An 18292-nucleotide genomic window follows, 5' to 3' on the forward strand; every position below is an offset into this window, starting at 1 on the left:
CAACGGATAAACGCAGGCTGGCATCGGCATCATAGCGGTCACCGTGCATTGTCGCCAGCGGAGAATCGTGAACAGATGCTGCATTGCTGGCATTTACGCCAGCAATGCAGTGAGCTTAAAAGAGACGGTATCCATAACCCCACAGAATAACCGTCAGAGCCAGTAACGCCTCCAGGACCAGAACCCCGATGGCAAGCGTGGAGCTGGAGAAGCTCAGGCCCTCTTCTTTATTGATATTCAGGAAGGTTGGCACCCCCACATACAGCAGATAACCGGTGTAAAAGAGGGCAACAGTACCGATCAGCGCGCACAGCCAGACCAGTGGATAGAGCGCAACAATACCGCTTAAGAACAGCGGGGTCGCGACATATCCGGCAAAGACCATACAGTGGGCCAGCGACGGACGCTGCGGGTAGTTTCGCGCCATCCAGTGAATCACGCGCCCCATCACCGCCACACCCGCCAGCATCAGGCCGTAAAAGATGACGGCAAGATACAGCCCGGTAAACCAGGAGAGCTGAACCACGGTGCCATCACCAAAGTTCCAGCCGATTTGTGTTGTGCCTATAAACGCACAGATTACCGGCACCGCTGCCATCAGCAGCACATGGTGCGTGTAATGATGCGCGACCGTTTCGTTCTCGCTTCTGATCACGTGCATTTCACGATCGGGATGGGAGAAGAGTCCCCAGACATGGTTCATAGCGCCCCCTTGTTGTCGGCCCGTCAGCGATACTCTAAGTATAATGCAGGCTTTAGATTATTTTATGTACAGCGGGAAAATTCCGATGATTGCCGCACGGTTGATGCTGGGGGTATATGATTAATGCAGGCTCGAACAGGGAGATAACTCAGACGTAATGGATATCAACGGACTCATTGAACAATATGGATATGCCGCGCTGGTCATCGGTAGCGTGGCAGAAGGCGAAACCATCACGCTGTTAGGCGGCGTTGCGGCGCATCAGGGATTGCTGAAATTCCCGCTGGTGGTGGCTGCCGTGGCGCTGGGCGGCATGATTGGCGATCAGTTGCTCTACTTTTTGGGGCTACGCTTTGGGCCGACGCTGCTTAAGCGTTTCGCAAAGCATCAAAAGAAAATCCGTCGCGCTCAACGCCTCATTCAGCGTCATCCTTATCTGTTCGTCATTGGCACCCGCTTTATGTACGGCTTTCGCATTATCGGGCCGATTCTGATCGGTGCCAGCCGTCTACCGCCCAAAATATTTCTGCCGCTCAATTTTGTAGGCGCGATTGCCTGGGCGCTGATCTTCACCACGCTCGGTTACGTGGGCGGCGAAGTGATCGGACCCTGGATGCATAATCTTGATCAGCATATTAAACACTGGGCGTGGCTGATTCTGGTGGTTGTGGCGGTGATTGGGGTCAGGCTGTGGATGCGGCACAGGGAGAAGAGGCGGGATGAGGAGTAGCTTAGTGCGGTCTGTTGCCCTCACCCTAACCCTCTCCCCAAAGGGGAGAGGGGACTTTATACACCCTCGCCCCTTTGGGGAGAGGGCCGGGGTGAGGGGTAAAACAACTACTCCTCCGGCTTAAACTGCGGATTCGCCAGCATAAATCCGCCGTCAACGATAAACGATTGCCCCGTCGTGTAGCTGGCGTCGCTGTCGCACAGCCACGCCACCAGGCTGGCGATCTCTTTGGTATGCCCCGGCCTTGCCAGCGGGATTTCCCGCATTGAGCCTTCTTTCACTTCGCTATCATCCATGTCGTTCATCGGCGTGGCAATCGCACCGGGCGCTACGGCGTTTACCAGAATCTTGTGCTTAACCAGCTCCAGCGCCATGGATTTGGTTAAGCCACCCAGCGCATGTTTTGCCGCTGTATAGGCGCTGGCGTCAGGCAGCGGCGTGTGCTCATGCACGGAGGTGATGTTCACAATTCGCCCCCCTTCCCCCTGCTTCACCATCTGCCGCGCGGCAATCTGCGAACAGAGAAACGCGCCATCCACGTCGACGGTGAAAATGTTCCGCCAGTCGTCAAACGGCATCTCAAGGAATGGCGCTTTGGTCATCGCACCCGCATTGTTGACCAGTACATCAAGCCGACCGAAACGCGCAATCAGCGTATCAATGGCCTTTGCACCGTCCGGCAACGTGCTCAGATCAAGCTGGATGGCCTCGGCGCGTTGCCCCCTCGCCTCAACCTCGCGACAGGTTTCCCGCGCGCCGCTTTCATCGGAATGCCAGGTGACGCCGATATCAAACCCGCGTTCTGCCAGCATCAGCGCGGTGGTTTTACCGATACCGGAGTCCGATGCCGTTACAATTGCTACTCGGGTCATACTCACCTCCTGAAAATGTGCAAAGAGGTAAGTATAGATAATCACCCTTTTTAGCCGTGATGATAGCCACCGCCCAGCGCGGACGTCAGCTGTAGCGTGGCATCCACGTACTGCCCTTTCAGGGTCAGTGCAGCGATATGTTCCTTGAGTGCCGGAATTTTGGCCTCGCTGACGCGGGAACCGGCAATAATCCCGGCGCTAAAGCGCGCCTGTGCCAGTGCCACCACGCGCGCGGCATCTTTCTCGACCTGCTGCTGTTGCTGATTTTTTGCGGTCAGGGTTTCAACTTCGCTGGCCGTGCGCGCCACCTGATTAACGGCATCGACCACCGCTTTGTTGTAGTTCGCCACCGACAGATTGTTCTGCGCCTGGGCAATATCCAGATTCGCATTCAGCCTGCCGCTGTCGAAGATCGGCAGCGTCAGCCCGGCGGTGACGCCCATTTGCTGGGCGGAGGAACGGAACAGATCGCTCAGATGCAGGGCATCCTGCTGCAGGAATGCCATCAGATTCACGTCGGGATAGAAGGCGGCTTTGGCGGCATCCACTTCGCTCAGGGAAGCTTCAATGTACCAGTGCGCCTCCTGCAGATCCGGGCGGCGAGCCAGCAGCTCGTATCCCAGCGTGGTAGGCAACGTCGCTTCTGCTGCCGGTAAAGCATGGCGAGTCAGTTTCATTGAGGAGGTATTGGTCAGGGCCTGCAGACGTGCCTCAACGGCTTTCATTTTGCCTTTTACCCCGGCAAGCTGCTCTTCGGTTTTACTGGCATTGATATCGGTTTCGACACCTTCTACCGAAGATGTGATCCCATGCTGATACAGCTCGCGGTCGGCACCGATGATATTTTCCTGCTCGTGTTTAATCTGTGCGAGAACATCCCCCACCGCGGCCTGGGTCTGCCACTCCCAGTAAAGCCGCGCGACGCTGCTGGCCAACAGCTGACGCGTCTGCTCCATCTCAGCTTTCTGGGCGTTGACCTTGCCGATGCGGGCTTCAACCTGCGCGCGGTTTTTTCCCCACAAATCGAGATCCCAGCCCGCTGTCAGGCCAAAGGTGCCGTTGGTATACCACGGCCCGGTGGTGCCCGCGGCCGGATCGGTAACGGCGAAGGGCCCCATCAGCCCTTCCGCAGACATCTTCTGCCGCTCCGCATCGGCGGAAAAATCCATCTGAGGGCCGTCTGCCGCCAGGGTGGCTTTCGCCTGCGCTTCCGCGAGCGTAATACGCTGTCGGGCGATTTGCATATCCGGCGCATCATTTAGCGCCTTCGCGATCAGAGAATTAAGCTGCGGATCGTTATAGTCTTTCCACCATTCGTTTTTCGGCCAGTTGGTTCGACTTAGCCGTGTATTTACCGACGCCGCAGTGGCTTGCGTTTTAATCGGCGACACGCTGGCATGTTCCGGCGCGCAGGCGGCCAGCATTAAGACAAGAGGAGCACTCAGAGATAAAAAAAGAGAACGTTTCATGACGCCATAACTCAAAAAATTAAAGGCGCAAATTACGCTTGATGGCATTCTGTTTTTTAGTAACGCGTGGCAATCCGCAAATTGTCATACATTTTCATATTCGGCAATTTATTCCTAATCCCAATGAATAAATTCAACATATCCATTCAAATTATGAATTGGCTGCTACACTTATTCAGTGTCATACACGGGCAGGAGAAGGGAATGAAAATATTACTGTGGGTTATTTTAATTATATTTTTGATAGGGCTGTTAGTGGTTACCGGCGTATTCAAAATGATTTTCTGATTTATTTGCCCGGCACTGCGCCGGGCGACGTTATTCCTTTCAGGCTTTCAGCGATGCCCCCTTCGTGGCAATCACTTCTTTATACCAGTAAAAACTCTTTTTGCGGCTGCGGGCCAGAGTGCCTTTACCGCTGTCATCGCGGTCCACATAAATAAAGCCGTAGCGCTTGGACAGTTCCGCTTTGGAGGCGCTGACCAGGTCGATCGGCCCCCAGCTGGTGTACCCCATCACCTCAACGCCGTCGTCTATCGCCTCGCGCACCTGCACCAGGTGGTCGTTAAGGTAGCTGATGCGGTAATCATCCTGCACCACGCCGTCCGCGTCCGGTTTGTCCTTCGCGCCGAGGCCGTTCTCGACGATAAACAGCGGCTTCTGATAACGATCCCAGAGCACGTTCAGCAGCGTACGCAGGCCAACCGGATCGATCTGCCAACCCCACTCTGAGCTTGCCAGATGCGGGTTTGGCACCATGCTCAGGATGTTGCCCCGCGCCTGCTGGTTCAACTCTTCATCGGTCGTCACGCAGCCGGTCATGTAATAGCTGAACGAGATAAAATCGACGGTGGATTTCAGCGCCTCGCGGTCGGCGTCGGTGATATCAATCTCAATTTCGCTGTCGCGGAAGAAGCGCAGCATATACCCCGGGTACGCCCCGCGGCACTGCACGTCGCCAAAGAACTGCCAGGCGCGGTTCTCCTGCAGCGCCTCCAGCACGTCTTCTGGCCTGCAGGTCAGCGGGTACATCAGGCCGCCCAGCAGCATGTTGCCAATTTTTGCATCCGGGATAATCTCGTGGCAGGCTTTCACCGCCAGCGCGCTGGCCACCAGCTGATGGTGGATCGCCTGATACACTTCCCCTTTGCTGCTGGTTTCCGGCAGGCCCACGCCGGTCATCGGCGCATGCAGGGACATGTTGATTTCGTTGAAGGTCAGCCACAGCTTCACCTTCTCCCTGTAGCGCGCAAAGACGGTGCGGGCGTAGCGCTCAAAGAAGCCGATAGTCTGACGACTGCCCCAGCCGCCGTACTGTTTCACCAGCCCCCACGGCATTTCGTAATGCGACAGCGTGACCAGCGGCGTGATGTCGTGCGCGGCCAGTTCGTCAAACAACCTGTCGTAAAACGCCAGACCCGCTTCGTTTGGCGTCTGCTCGTCGCCGTTCGGGAAGATACGCGTCCAGGCAATGGAGACGCGCAGGCAGCTAAAGCCCATTTCGGCAAAGAGTTTGATGTCTTCCGGGTAGCGGTGATAGAAATCTATTGCCACATCTTTAATCCCGCTGTCGCCCGCCATGCGCTCCACCACCGGGCCAAAGACCCCCTGCGGCTGGACGTCTGAGGTGGAAAGCCCTTTGCCATCCTCCAGATATGCGCCTTCTACCTGGTTCGCGGCAACCGCGCCGCCCCATAAAAAATCATCCGGGAAAGTTTTCATCACGTTCTCCTGTTATTGATGGCTTACGCTGAGCAGCGGTGCACCGGCGTTGACGGACGTTGCCGCCACGGTCGCCACCTCGCGATACTCGTCGCTGTTACTGATAATGATCGGCGTCGCCAGGTCGTATCCGGCATCGATAATCGCCTGACGATCAAACTCCAGCAGCAGGTCGCCCGGCTGCACCCTGTCGCCCACCTTCACATGGGCGGTAAACGGTTTACCATCGAGCTTCACGGTGTCGATCCCCACGTGGATTAACACTTCAATGCCGCTGTCGCTGAGCAGGCCGATGGCGTGTTTGGTCTGGAAAAGAGAGGCAACAACGCCCGCAAACGGGGCAACCACCCTGTTGTCGGAGGGAATGATGGCGGCACCGCTGCCCAGCAGGCCGCTGGCAAAGGTGGTATCGGGCACCTGATCGAGCGCCAGCACGGTACCGGTCATCGGTGCCAGCACATCGTTTTCACCCGCTGGCGCAACCGCCTCGGGCGCTGAGCGTGCTGGCATGCCCGCCACCAGCGTCAGGACGCAGCTCAGCACCAGCGCCACGACGGTGCCGATAATGCCCCCCCACAGCGTGGCGTCTACGCCGCCCGGCGGGATCATCTGGGCGATGGTAAAAATATTGGCAAAGCCGAACGAATAGACATGAGTGTCGCTAAAGCCGACTATCGCGCCGCCGACGGCACCCGCGACGCAGCCAAAGATAAACGGACGGCGCAGCGGCAGGTTAACCCCGTACACGGCCGGTTCGGTGATGCCAAAAATCCCCGCCGTCACGGACGAACCGGCCAGCATTTTCTGGCGCGCGTCGCGGGTGCGCAGGAAAATCCCCAGCGCCGCGCCCACCTGGCCAAACACCGCCGGGAGCAGCATCGGCAGCATGGAGTCATGGCCCAGCACCGCCAGGTTGTTAATCATCAGCGGCACCAGCCCCCAGTGCAGGCCGAAGATCACGCAGACCTGCCACAGCGCCCCCATCGCCGCGCCCGCCAGCCACGGTGCCAGGACATAAACCCACTGGTAGCCGTTGGCCAGCATCTGGCTGAGCCAGGTCGCCAGCGGGCCAATGACCAGGAAGGTCAGCGGCACGGTCACGCCTAAGCAAATCAGCGGCGCGAAGAAGTTCTTCATCGAGGACGGCAGCAGCCTGGTACTCTGTTTTTCCAGCCAGCAGCTTACCCACGCGGCGAGAATGATCGGGATCACCGACGAGCTGTAGTTAAACCATGTGATCGGTATACCAAGAAACGCATCGGTAAACGCTCCCGGCTGCTGGCTGGCGTTAAACGCCGCAATCATCATCGGATGGGTGAGCGCCCCGCCGATCACCATGGTAATAAACGGGTTGCCGCCGAATTTCTTGCCCGCGGTATAGCCCAGCACCAGCGGGAAGAAGAAGAACAGCGCGTCGCTCGCGGCGAACCAGATTTTATAGGTGCCGCTTTCAGGAGTGAGCCAGCCGCAGACCACCGCCAGCGCCAGCAGACCTTTCAGAATACCGGAGGCCGCCAGAATGCCGATAAACGGAGTGAAAATTCCGGAGACGATGTCGATCAGGCGGCCCAGCAGGTTGCCCTTCTCGCCCTTCTCCTCCACGGCCGGCGCGTCGTCGGTGAGCCCGGCCTCGCTACGTACCGCCTGCCAGACGTCGTGTACGTGGTTACCAATCACCACCTGGAACTGGCCGCCGCTTTCGACCACCATAATCACGCCCGGGTTTTTCTTCAGCCCTTCGGCGTCCGCTTTCTGGTTATCTTTCAGTTTAAAGCGAAGCCGGGTCGCACAGTGGACAAGGCTGACAATGTTCTCTTTTCCGCCAACGTGGCCGAGAATATCCTTTGCTAACGCCTGGTATTCCATCTCGATTTCCTTACATCCGATGCCCGCAGGCACCTGTTGACTGAGTATAAAAATAAAAAAACCCGAGAACGTCCTCCTTGCGGAGGCCGCGCCCAGGTTTTGCCTGCGTTATGCAGTAACAATCCAGATTTGAGGCTTAACGCCCCTCTTTTCTCACCCGTTCAATATGAATGGCGAGGAACATAATTTCTTCGGTCGTCAGCTCGCGCTGATAGCTTTTGTTCAGGTGCTGCGCGATTTTCTCGGCGCATTTCCACGCTTTCGCGTAGTTGTCCTTTACCGCGGTATGCAGCGAGACGTCGTCATCGTCCACCACGGTGCGGGTCAGCATCCGCTGGGCAAAAAACTTCAGATGCGTGACAAAACGCTGATAGCTGAGCGACTCTTCGTCGTACTCCAGCTGTAGCTGATACTTCACCAGCTGCAGGATCTCCTGCATCACTCTTGTCACGTGCATCACTTCCGGCATTTCGCTGTTCAGCTGCGCGGTGACCAGATGCAGCGCGATAAACCCCGCTTCGTCCTCAGCCAGCTCGACGTTCAGGCGTTTGGCGATAATGGCCCTCGCCTCCTGCCCCAGCTCAAACTCCTTCGGATAGAGGCGCTTGATGTCCCACAGCAGCACGTTTTTAATCGCCAGCCCTTTCTTCTGGCGCTCAATCGCGAAGTAGCAGTGGTCGGTCAGGGTGATATACAAACTTTCCTGCAATTTCCCCAGCCGCTGCGCCGCCAGCCCAATGATGCGGTCGCAGGTGGTCATCACCTCCAGCGGGATCTGGCTCAGCAGTTCACCGAGACGCTGCACCAGCTCATCGCTCTGTAACGCAAACACCTTTTCAATCAGCGCGGTATCCAGCGCTTCACCCACGCGCCTCTGAAAGGCCAGCCCGCGGCCCATCACCACCTGTTCGCGCCCGCGCTCATCCTGAACAACCACCACGTTATTATTGAGTATCTTGGCGATTTTCATCGGAACCCCAGAAACAAAAAAACCTGACCTCCGGCAGAAGCCAGAAAATCAGGTTTTGCCTGCCGAAGCAGTAACAATCCAGTTCTGGCACTCTATCAGTTTCATTCGTAGCCTCAATGCGTCACGGGTAAAAAACGTGACGCAGATCGACATTGCTAGAACGTCACGACGGTTTTCAGCTCCGTCACCCAGGCATCCTGAGTGCGGGATACGCCCCCCGGATGGCGCCAGTACTGAATGCCCGGCTGCAGCTCCAGCCACGACACCGGACGGAAGCGATAGTAAAACTCACCGTTCAGGGAGTGGCCCGGCACCGGATGGTACGCCGGATCGTTATAGTCCGACACGCCGCTCAGGCTGTTCATATAGCGCTGGTTGCGGGCGTACTGGCTGCTCATATCAATCCAGGTCAGCCCGAAGCCAATCCAGTCTTCCGGGCGAGCGTCAAACAGCCCGCGATAGCGCAGCGAGGCGGCGTAGACCTGATGCATGTAATTGCTGCGCTGATCCGCAAGGCTCATGCTGACCGAGGTGCTCAACCCGCGATTCGGATCGTCCTTGTGCTGCGTGATCTGCTGATTCAGTCCGGCGTACATAAACCAGGTACGGTTATGCTTCTCGTAACCGTCCGGATCGGTGGCGCCCGCTCCGTCCGATGCACCGCTATAGAGATCGGTTTGCGGCGCGTTGGTAAACACCACGCCGAGGTTATAGGCGCCCGGCAGACCGTTTATCAGCGGACGCGCTTCGATTTCGACCGGGAGCAAGACCCCTTTGCTGCCCTTCGTCGACCCGCTCCACGCGTGGCTGCGGCTGGAGGCGTCCGGGTTTTGCTCCATCACGCCGCCTTTTAAGGTGACGGTTGGCGTGAGCTTATACTCCAGCGTGGTGCCCCAGGTGTGAACGTTCCAGTTGTTCCAGGTCAGCGAGTTGGCCGATTTTCCACCGCACTGGGAGAGCATCTGGAAGTCGCACGGGATGATTTGATCGAAGGTCTGCACCTTGTTCATCATGCCGATACGCCAGGTGAGGCGTCGGTCGTCAAAGCTGCGGGCAAACGTCAGCCAGCCCAGACGGGTTATGGATTGCCCGCCCCAGCTTTCCTGGGTCAAATCGTTGAAGTTCACGCGCGGATCCTGCACGCGTTTGGTGGTGAGGTCGTCATTGTGGTTGCGGTTGACGATATTCCCCTCAATACGCGCATCCGGGATGCCCGTCCAGCGCGCCAGATCCTGGTTGAAGGTCAGCGCGAACTGGTCAATATAGGCCACGTGGGAGTCGTGGTTATATCCGCCACCGCCGTTCCAGCCAATTTCATTGAGGTATCCGAGGTTATAGGTAAAACCGTTATCGTTAAGGATTTTGCGTATGCCGAGCATTTCGCCCAGAACAGGCCCCGGCGGGGCTTCAAACCCTAATACCGTTCCATTCCACTCCTGCGCCATTGTTAAAGGCGATATCATCAATAAAGCGAGGGCATAAAAATTATATTTATTTGTCATAATAGTAACCTGTAGCTGAGTATTAATGCGTAACCGTTCGCAGGAAATTTTTTATTTCCCGTCGTATTTTGATTATTCGTTCCAGCAAAAAGCGTTAGGCCAAATGGCTCTCCTGCGTGAATGACAGGCAAAAAAAAACCTAAGCGCTCCACAGCGGTTAATGCTGTGAAACGCTTAGGTTTTGCCTGTTAACCAGTAACAATCCTGCGTTGAAAACAGTGGCACCTTAACACCGTCGCGCCACCTTGAAAACCTGCATCGTTTTATATTTTAAAAAAGTGTGAGCAAATTAACGCTTATTATTTTGACTGGATGACACGCGCAATATCGGCAGAAGTTTGTAAGGTGCGGATCTCCTGAAATAAATCCAACGCTTCGCTGTACTCTTTGCGTAAATAACTGAGCCACTGTTTGATGCGCGCGACGTGATACAAACCGGTGTCGCCCTGCTTTTCCAGACGGCTGTATTTTTGCAGCAACGTGACCACGTCTGCCCACGGCATGCGCGGTTCGTTATATTTCACCACCCGGCTGAGGTTTGGCACGTTCAGCGCGCCGCGGCCTATCATCACCGCATCGCAGCCCGTCTCTTTCATGCACGCCTGCGCGCTCTCGTAGTCCCAGATTTCACCGTTGGCGATAACCGGAATGCTGAGGCGTTTGCGGATCTCGCCAATCGCCTGCCAGTTAATGCGGTCCGCTTTATAGCCATCTTCTTTAGTACGTCCGTGCACCACCAACTCGGTGGCACCGGCCTGCTGTACCGCATCGGCAATTTCAAACTGCCGCGCGTCGCTGTCCCAGCCCAGACGCACTTTGACCGTCACCGGCAGATGCGACGGCACGGCCTCACGCATCGCCTTCGCGCCGCGATAAATGAGTTCAGGATCTTTCAGCAACGTCGCCCCGCCCCCGCTGCCGTTCACCATTTTCGACGGACAGCCGCAGTTGAGATCGACACCGTAAGAGCCCAGCTCAACCGCACGGGCGGCGTTCTCCGCCAGCCATTCAGGGTACTGCCCCAGCAGTTGAATACGCACCAGCGTACCGGAGGTCGTCCGGCTCTGGTTGTGCAGCTCGGGGCACAGACGGTAGAAGGATTTTACCGGCAACAACATATCGACCACGCGCAAAAACTCCGTCACGCAGAGATCGTAATCGTTCACCTCGGTCAGAAGCTCGCGCACGAGGGAGTCGAGCACGCCTTCCATAGGGGCCAGTAAAACACGCATAGCAGTACCTGTGAAAAAAGACGCGCTATAGTATCTGCTCTGTATGGTTGAGGAAAGCACGGCGTTCCATTCTGGAATGTCTGGTATGCTCAAAATTCATGATGTGATCCGTGGCACATTTCCGGGTTTAATTGTATGATGAATGCGTTTCATCAAGGACTTTCACCATGAGCAAATCACTGAATACAATCTGGCAGTATCTGCGCGCATTCATCCTGATTTACGCCTGCCTGTACGCCGGGATTTTCATCGCCTCGCTGCTGCCGATCGTCATTCCCGGCAGCATTATCGGCATGCTGATCCTGTTTGTGCTGCTGGCTTTACAGGTGCTGCCCGCGAAGTGGGTCAATCCAGGCTGCTTCGTCCTTATCCGCTACATGGCGCTGCTTTTCGTGCCCATCGGCGTAGGCGTCATGCAATATTACGACGTGCTCAAAGCGCAGTTCGGCCCGATTGTCGTCTCCTGTGCGGTCAGTACGCTGGTGGTGTTCCTGGTGGTAAGCTGGAGTTCGCACATCGTGCATGGCGAACGTAAAGTGGTCGGGGAGAAAACAAAAAAATGATGGCCAATATCTGGTGGTCGCTGCCGTTAACTCTGGCGGTGTTCTTCGCTGCACGTAAACTTGCCGTACGCTTCAAAATGCCGTTGCTCAACCCGCTGCTGGTGGCGATGGTGGTGATTATTCCCTTCCTGCTGCTTACCGGTATTCCCTACGAACGCTACTTCGCAGGGAGTAAAGTTTTAAACGATCTGCTGCAGCCCGCCGTTGTCGCGCTGGCGTTTCCTTTATATGAACAGCTGCACCAGATCCGCGCCCGCTGGAAGTCCATCATCACCATCTGCTTTATCGGTAGCCTGGTGGCGATGATCACCGGCACCTCGGTGGCCCTATTAATGGGAGCCTCGCCGCAGATTGCCGCCTCTATTCTGCCAAAATCCGTCACCACACCTATTGCGATGGCCGTAGGCGGCAGCATCGGTGGCATTCCGGCCATCAGTGCCATGTGCGTGATTTTCGTCGGGATCCTGGGCGCGGTGTTTGGCCATACCCTGCTGAATCTGATGAAGATCCGCACCAAAGCTGCACGCGGTCTGGCGATGGGGACCGCGTCACACGCGCTGGGCACCGCGCGCTGCGCCGAAGTGGACTATCAGGAAGGCGCGTTTAGCTCGCTGGCGCTGGTCATCTGCGGGATTATCACCTCCCTGATTGCCCCCTTTGTCTTCCCGATTATTCTGGCGGTGATGGGCTAAAATTTGCGATGCGTCGCGCAATTTTCATTTTGTTTTCATAAGTTGCATACATAATGAGAAGTGGATCACATATAAAGCCCCGACGGCTCCGTACACTACCGATCCATTAACCTTTATGAGGCAAACGCCATGCACCCACGTTTTCAAGCTGCTTTCGCCCAGCTTGCAGAGAATTTGCAATCTGCCCTGGCGCCGGTTCTGGCGGATACCCATTTCCCCGCCCTGCTGACGGCGGAGCAGGTCACGACGCTGAAACAGGCAACGGGACTGGATGAAGACGCGCTGGCTTTCGCACTGCTGCCCCTGGCTGCCGCCTGCGCGCGTGCCGACCTTTCCCACTTCAACGTCGGTGCCATTGCACGCGGCGTAAGCGGAACCTGGTACTTCGGTGGAAACATGGAGTTCCTCGGTGCGACCATGCAGCAAACCGTTCACGCCGAGCAAAGCGCCATCAGCCACGCCTGGCTGCGCGGTGAAAAAGCATTGAGTGCCATCACCGTTAACTACACCCCTTGCGGTCACTGCCGTCAGTTTATGAACGAGCTGAACAGCGGGCTGCAGCTGCGCATCAACCTGCCAGGCCGCGCGCCGCACACGCTGGGGGATTACCTCCCGGACGCTTTCGGTCCTAAAGATCTCGAAATTAAAACGCTGCTGATGGACGAGCAGGATCACGGTTTCGCCCTGTCCGGCGATGACCTGAGCGAAGCGGCCATTCGTGCGGCGAACAAGAGCCATACGCCGTACAGTCAATCGCCAAGCGGCGTGGCGCTACAGTGCCGCGATGGGCGTATCTTTACCGGCAGCTATGCGGAAAACGCCGCGTTCAACCCGACGCTGCCTCCGCTGCAGGGCGCTCTTAACCTGCTGAGCCTGAACGGCTATGACTATCCTGACATTCAGCGCGCCATTCTCGCAGAAAAAGCCGATGCGCCGCTGATCCAGTGGGACGCCACCGCCGCGACGCTGAAAGCGTTGGGCTGCACCACAATCGACCGCGTGCTGCTTGCCTGAACCTTCCGGCGGGCAGAAATGCCCGCCCGTTTGCTGAAAAAGCCCTCAGTTGATTCACCGTTTCTTGCGCTAAACAGGCGGGTAAAGTAGCCTGAGTGAACTTTCATCCACGAACGAGCCATCTCCATGTTAAAGCGCGTTTTTTACAGCCTGTCTGTCCTGGTCGGCATACTGCTGTTGATCGTGCTCGGTCTCGACCGCTGGATGAGCTGGAAAACCGCTCCCTACATTTTTGACGATCTGCAGGACCTGCCCTATCGTCAGGTAGGCGTGGTGCTCGGCACCGCCAAGTATTACCGCACCGGCGTGATCAACCAGTATTACCGCTACCGCATTCAGGGCGCGCTGAACGCTTACAACAGCGGCAAGGTGAATTATCTGCTGCTGAGTGGCGATAACGCCCTGCAGAGCTACAACGAACCGGTGACGATGCGTAAGGACCTGATTGCCGCAGGCGTCGATCCTGCCGATATCGTGCTCGACTACGCCGGGTTCCGCACCCTGGACTCCATCGTGCGCACCCGCAAGGTGTTCGACACTAACGATTTCATCATCATTACCCAGCGCTTCCACTGCGAGCGCGCGCTGTTTATTGCGCTGCATATGGGTATCCAGGCTCAGTGCTACGCCGTCCCGTCGCCAAAAGACATGCTGAGCGTGCGCGTGCGCGAGTTCGGTGCCCGCTTTGGCGCATTAGCCGATCTCTACATCTTCAAACGTGAACCGCGCTTTTTAGGCCCGCTGGTGCCGATCCCGGCAATGCATGAGGTGCCGGAAGATGCGCAGGCTTATCCGGCGGTGACGCCAGAACAACTGCTCGATCTGCAGAAAAAAGAGAAAAAATAGCCTCCGTTTATCGTTTCTTTACGCCGGATGCCACGCTTTTTATCACCTCTTTACACCTGACCTTTTACCCTGAGTTCATTGCCGCTACGGCTTCATTGAAGACTGACTATGAACTCGATAATGAACGCGTTTTTCCTGAAAAGTCTCCGCCCGTACTTTAATTTCCCGGGCTTATCGCTGCCGACCGCGCTAAATTCCGGCCTCTATCTTGAAGAGAAGCTTGCCACTCTGAAGCAAAGCCTGTCGGTGGAAGTGGCGGATTATCTCGAGCGTTACCCACAAACCAAACACATCGATGTCTGTCTCAACGACATCAACGGCATTACGCGCGGTAAGCGACTTTCCGCGGACAGCATGCTGAGTCTGGAGAAAGGCTGCTATTTTCCTCTCTCGGTCTATTCGATGGATCAAAAAGGGAAAGTCGCCGCGTCGCGTGACGATGAGCCAGACCGACTTTGCATGCCGGTTGCCGGTTCCCTCCGCCCCTCTTCGCACGATCCGCTGCATACCGCACAGATCCTCCTGACGATGAAAGAGAGCGACGGGCAACCTTGCCCCCTTGAACCACGCGTCATATTGCAGAACGTTCTGGCGCGTTTTCATCAGCACGGGCTGTATCCGGTTATTGCGCCGGAAATTGAGTTCTACCTGACGGGGCCTGACACTCAGGAGCTTCAGAATCAGGGCTGCTTTCACATGGATACGTCGTCAGCACAGGCTGCGCTGTTCGACGAGCTGGAACAACTGGCACAGCGGCAGCATATCCCCCTTACCGGAATTGTGGCAGAGGCCGAATCAGGTCAGTTCGAGTTAAATCTGAAGCACAGCCATCGGGTCGTGGAGGTATGTGACAATATCCTGGCACTGCGTCGGTTAACGCGGTTTGTCGCTGAAAAACACGGCTTTCAGGCTAACTTTATGGCCAAGCCGTTCAGCCTCTTGTCCGGCAGCGGACTGCATTTTCATTTCAGCCTGAATGATATTCACGGTGATAACGTATTTGCCTCACCGGCTGATGAACTCAATAGCATGATGCGCTTATGCATCGCAGGTCAGCTGGCGCTGATGCCCGCCTCCATCGCCATTCTGGCCCCCGGCGTTAACGCTTTCCGGCGCCTTCGTAAAAACCTCACAGAGCCATTATTCCATTCATGGGGTTATAACACCCGTACCGCCGCGCTGCGTATACCCTGCTCGGATGAAAGCAATCGTCGCATTGAGTACCGTCTGGCGGGCGCTGATGCCAACCCGTATCTCGTTGCGGCAACCATCCTGACAGGCATGTTGTACGGTCTGGAAAATTTCGATGAGAATGATTTACCGGAACCGCAGCGTGATGAGCCTGAACTTCCACTGTTCCAGCAGCAGGCAATCGAGGTGTTTTCCCGCTGCCAGTACCTCACCGACAGCTTAGGCGAAGCCTTTTCAGAACAGTGGATAGCCTGCAAGCTTTCTGAACTTGACTGGTTCGAGAGCATTGTGACCGGGCAGGAGTCCACGCTGGCGTAAAAAAAAAGCCCGCTCAATGAGCGGGCTGGATAATGCGAGGTGCAATTATTTCTTACGTGCGTATTTCAGTGAGTCCAGCGCAACCGCGAAGATGATGATGGCGCCTTTGATAATGTACTGCCAGTACGGGTTCACGCCGATGTAGGTCAGACCGTAGTTGATGACGGTAAAGATGATCACACCGGTGACTACGCCGAGCACGGTACCCACGCCGCCGCTGAAGGAAACACCGCCCACCACGCAGGCCGCAATCGCATCCAGTTCGTACATAAAGCCAAGGTTGTTGGTGGCAGAGCCGATACGGCCCGCTTCCAGCATCCCGCCGAAGGCGTAGAACACACCGGACAGCGCATAAATCATCAGCAGGTTCAGGGCAACGTTAACGCCGGAGACTTTCGCCGCTTCCGGGTTACCGCCGATGGCGAAAATGTTTTTACCAAAGCGGGTTTTGTTCCACAGCACCCAAACGAAGGCCACGGCAATCAGCGCATAGAAGGTGATATAGGACAGGCGGAAGCTGCCCAGCGCGACAAATCCTTGCGTAAAGGTCGAGAAGCCGCTGTCAAAGCCCGAAATTGGCGACGCGCCCACGAAGTCGTAGTACAGGGAGTTGATACCGTAAACGATGATCATCGTACCCAGCGTGGTGATAAATGGCGTCACGTTCAGGTAAGCAATGATGATGCCGTTGATCAGGCCGATCACCGCACCGATGGCGCAGACAATCAGGATCACCACGAAAATCGGCATGGTTGCCATTTCCGGGAACACCTTGTTGGCGTTTTCCATCGACTGCAGCAGGGTTGCCGCAATAACCGCCGCCAGCCCTACCTGGCGTCCTGCTGACAGGTCAGTCCCCTGGGTGACAATCAAACCTGCCACGCCCAGCGCGATGATGATACGCACGGAGGACTGAGTCAGAATGTTACTCAGGTTCAGCAGGCTTAAGAACGTTGGGTCCTGGAAGATAATAATTGCCAGTAATACTAAAAGAACAACGTAAATACCGCCTTCTTTCAGATAAGTGAGAAAACTTTTCTTATTTAACGCACTCATGAGGAGCCCCTGATCTTAAAGGTGCAAAGACGCAAGACGCAAAATTTCGTTTTGCGTTGTCGTTTTGGTGTCAACAATACCGGCAACGAGACCATTGCTCATAACCAGAATACGGTCTGTGATCCCTAACAGTTCCGGCATTTCGGAAGAAATAATAATGATCCCTTTATTCTTTTTCGCCAGCTCGGCAATCAGCTGATAAATTTCAAATTTTGCACCCACATCGATACCGCGGGTTGGTTCATCCAGCATCAGAATTTCGGGCTGGGTCAACAACCAGCGGCCAATAATGACTTTTTGCTGGTTCCCACCCGAGAGCGAACCAATTTGCGTACGGTGGCCTGGCGTTTTAACGCGCATGGAGTCAATTACCCACTGGGTATCGCTCTTCATGCGGGAATTATCCAGCAGACCGATTTTACTTTTATAGTTACGAATGTTCGAAATTAACGAGTTAAAGTTAATATCGAGATAGGCATAAATACCGGTCGAGCGACGCTCTTCCGTCACCAGCGCGAAACCGTTATTAATGGCTTCGTTGGCGTTATGGTTGTTAATTTTTTTACCGTGCAGCGTAATGGTGCCGCCCGATTTTTCCCGGATACCAAACAGGGTTTCCACGATATCGGTACGTTTGGCCCCCACCAGCCCGGCAATCCCCAGAATTTCGCCTTTGTGCAGGTCGAAAGAGATATCGCGAATGGACGGCTGGCGCAGCGAGGTGAGATTGCGCACTTCCAGAATCACTTCGCCCGGCTTGTTTTCTTTGTCCGGGAAGCGCTGGTTCAGGGAGCGGCCGACCATCATGGCGATGATCTTGTCCATGTCCAGCCCTTCCAGCGGCTGAGTGGCAATCCACTGGCCGTCGCGCAGGATGGTAATTTCATCGCACAGCTGGAAGATCTCTTCCATTTTATGCGAGATATAGACAATGCCGCAGCCGCGATCTTTCAGTTTGCGAATAATGGTAAAAAGGTGGTTAACCTCTTTTTCCGTTAATGACGACGTGGGTTCATCCATGATGACGATCTTCGCGTCATAGGAGAACGCTTTGGCAATTTCGATCATCTGCATCTGGGAGACGGATAATGTCCCCACGCGGGCGCGCGGATCGATATCAATATCCAGCTCATCGAAAATCGCTTTGGTGTCGCGATACATTTTATCCTGATCGACAAACACACCTTTGGTTGGGTAACGTCCCAACCACATGTTATCCATTACCGAGCGTTGCAGTACCAGGTTTAATTCCTGGTGAACCATCGAGATACCGTTTTCCAGTGCTTCTTTCGCTGAATGGAAATCGATCTCTTTCCCCTGAAAAAGAATGCTGCCAGAATCTTTTTGATAGATCCCAAAAAGACATTTTAATAATGTTGATTTACCCGCACCGTTCTCCCCCATCAAGGCATGAATAGAGTGAGGACGCACTTTTAAATTAACATTATCGAGTGCCTTAACACCGGGAAAAGACTTGTTAACACCGGTCATTTCCAACAAGTATTCACCGGACGACTGAGTAGTTGTGCTGACCATAATTATACCT

The 18292-nt window shown here is 55.5% G+C and carries 16 protein-coding genes and 1 pseudogene; 7 read left to right on the top strand and 10 right to left on the bottom strand.

Translation table 11 applies throughout. The features are described from left to right. Positions 1-115: 115 nt before the first annotated feature. On the bottom strand, positions 116-703 hold the full coding sequence (locus tag N2K86_RS14740) for a Yip1 family protein (RefSeq protein WP_010433589.1): 588 nt from the start codon (positions 701-703) through the stop codon (positions 116-118). A gap of 157 nt (positions 704-860) precedes the next feature. On the opposite strand from N2K86_RS14740, the gene N2K86_RS14745 reads away from it, so the two are divergent. Further along, entirely contained in the window at positions 861-1433 is a 573-nt protein-coding gene (locus tag N2K86_RS14745) for a DedA family protein (RefSeq protein ID WP_260659101.1), read from the top strand. A 107-nt stretch (positions 1434-1540) separates the two neighbouring features. Here the strand turns inward: N2K86_RS14745 and N2K86_RS14750 are convergent, their stop codons facing one another. Continuing rightward, entirely contained in the window at positions 1541-2305 is a 765-nt protein-coding gene (locus tag N2K86_RS14750; protein WP_260659102.1) for an SDR family oxidoreductase, read from the bottom strand. A 50-nt stretch (positions 2306-2355) separates the two neighbouring features. Next, entirely contained in the window at positions 2356-3774 is a 1419-nt protein-coding gene (gene mdtQ, locus N2K86_RS14755; protein WP_260659103.1) for a multidrug resistance outer membrane protein MdtQ, read from the bottom strand. 204 nt (positions 3775-3978) lie between these two features. Between mdtQ and yohP the strand changes: the two genes are divergently transcribed. Next, the gene (gene yohP / locus N2K86_RS22710) at positions 3979-4062 is read left to right on the top strand and encodes a small membrane protein YohP (protein ID WP_015572324.1); all 84 of its coding nucleotides are present in this window, start codon (positions 3979-3981) and stop codon (positions 4060-4062) included. Positions 4063-4101: 39 nt separating this feature from the next. Here the strand turns inward: yohP and N2K86_RS14760 are convergent, their stop codons facing one another. The 5 genes and pseudogenes from N2K86_RS14760 to dusC form a co-directional block, all read right to left on the bottom strand. Then, the gene (locus N2K86_RS14760) at positions 4102-5496 is read right to left on the bottom strand and encodes a glycoside hydrolase family 1 protein (RefSeq protein WP_260659104.1); all 1395 of its coding nucleotides are present in this window, start codon (positions 5494-5496) and stop codon (positions 4102-4104) included. 12 nt (positions 5497-5508) lie between these two features. Continuing rightward, a pseudogene (gene bglF / locus N2K86_RS14765) lies at positions 5509-7474 on the bottom strand (PTS beta-glucoside transporter subunit IIABC). A 24-nt stretch (positions 7475-7498) separates the two neighbouring features. After that, positions 7499-8332 carry a BglG family transcription antiterminator LicT gene (gene licT / locus N2K86_RS14770; RefSeq protein ID WP_041909031.1) on the bottom strand — a complete coding sequence of 278 codons (834 nt, stop codon included), beginning with the start codon at positions 8330-8332 and terminating at the stop codon, positions 7499-7501. 155 nt (positions 8333-8487) lie between these two features. Further along, positions 8488-9795 carry a carbohydrate porin gene (locus tag N2K86_RS14775; RefSeq protein ID WP_260661701.1) on the bottom strand — a complete coding sequence of 436 codons (1308 nt, stop codon included), beginning with the start codon at positions 9793-9795 and terminating at the stop codon, positions 8488-8490. Positions 9796-10133: 338 nt separating this feature from the next. Beyond that, positions 10134-11066, bottom strand: coding sequence for a tRNA dihydrouridine(16) synthase DusC (dusC, locus tag N2K86_RS14780; protein ID WP_260659105.1), 933 nt, complete (start codon positions 11064-11066; stop codon positions 10134-10136). A gap of 167 nt (positions 11067-11233) precedes the next feature. Here dusC and N2K86_RS14785 point away from each other — a divergent pair, with 167 nt between their 5' ends. From N2K86_RS14785 to N2K86_RS14805, 5 genes are all read left to right on the top strand, one after another. Beyond that, positions 11234-11629 (top strand): CidA/LrgA family protein, encoded by a 396-nt coding sequence (locus N2K86_RS14785; RefSeq protein WP_260659106.1) that lies wholly within the window; start codon positions 11234-11236, stop codon positions 11627-11629. Continuing rightward, positions 11626-12321 (top strand): CidB/LrgB family autolysis modulator, encoded by a 696-nt coding sequence (locus tag N2K86_RS14790; protein ID WP_260659107.1) that lies wholly within the window; start codon positions 11626-11628, stop codon positions 12319-12321. Before N2K86_RS14785 ends, N2K86_RS14790 begins: the two co-directional genes overlap by 4 nt. Positions 12322-12450: 129 nt before the next feature. After that, positions 12451-13335 (top strand): cytidine deaminase, encoded by an 885-nt coding sequence (cdd, locus tag N2K86_RS14795; protein ID WP_260659108.1) that lies wholly within the window; start codon positions 12451-12453, stop codon positions 13333-13335. Positions 13336-13461: 126 nt separating this feature from the next. Further along, a complete protein-coding gene (gene sanA / locus N2K86_RS14800) occupies positions 13462-14181 on the top strand; it encodes an outer membrane permeability protein SanA (RefSeq protein ID WP_260659109.1) in 720 nt (239 codons plus the stop codon). 120 nt (positions 14182-14301) lie between these two features. Beyond that, on the top strand, positions 14302-15690 hold the full coding sequence (locus N2K86_RS14805) for a glutamine synthetase family protein (RefSeq protein ID WP_260659110.1): 1389 nt from the start codon (positions 14302-14304) through the stop codon (positions 15688-15690). Between the two features lie 45 nt (positions 15691-15735). Here the strand turns inward: N2K86_RS14805 and mglC are convergent, their stop codons facing one another. Both mglC and mglA read right to left on the bottom strand, forming a co-directional pair. After that, entirely contained in the window at positions 15736-16746 is a 1011-nt protein-coding gene (mglC, locus tag N2K86_RS14810) for a galactose/methyl galactoside ABC transporter permease MglC (protein WP_152081627.1), read from the bottom strand. A gap of 15 nt (positions 16747-16761) precedes the next feature. After that, the gene (gene mglA / locus N2K86_RS14815) at positions 16762-18282 is read right to left on the bottom strand and encodes a galactose/methyl galactoside ABC transporter ATP-binding protein MglA (RefSeq protein ID WP_010433543.1); all 1521 of its coding nucleotides are present in this window, start codon (positions 18280-18282) and stop codon (positions 16762-16764) included. Between the last annotated feature and the right edge of the window lie 10 nt (positions 18283-18292).

This window comes from Enterobacter mori (assembly GCF_025244905.1).
Taxonomy (GTDB): Bacteria; Pseudomonadota; Gammaproteobacteria; order Enterobacterales; family Enterobacteriaceae; genus Enterobacter; species Enterobacter mori_A.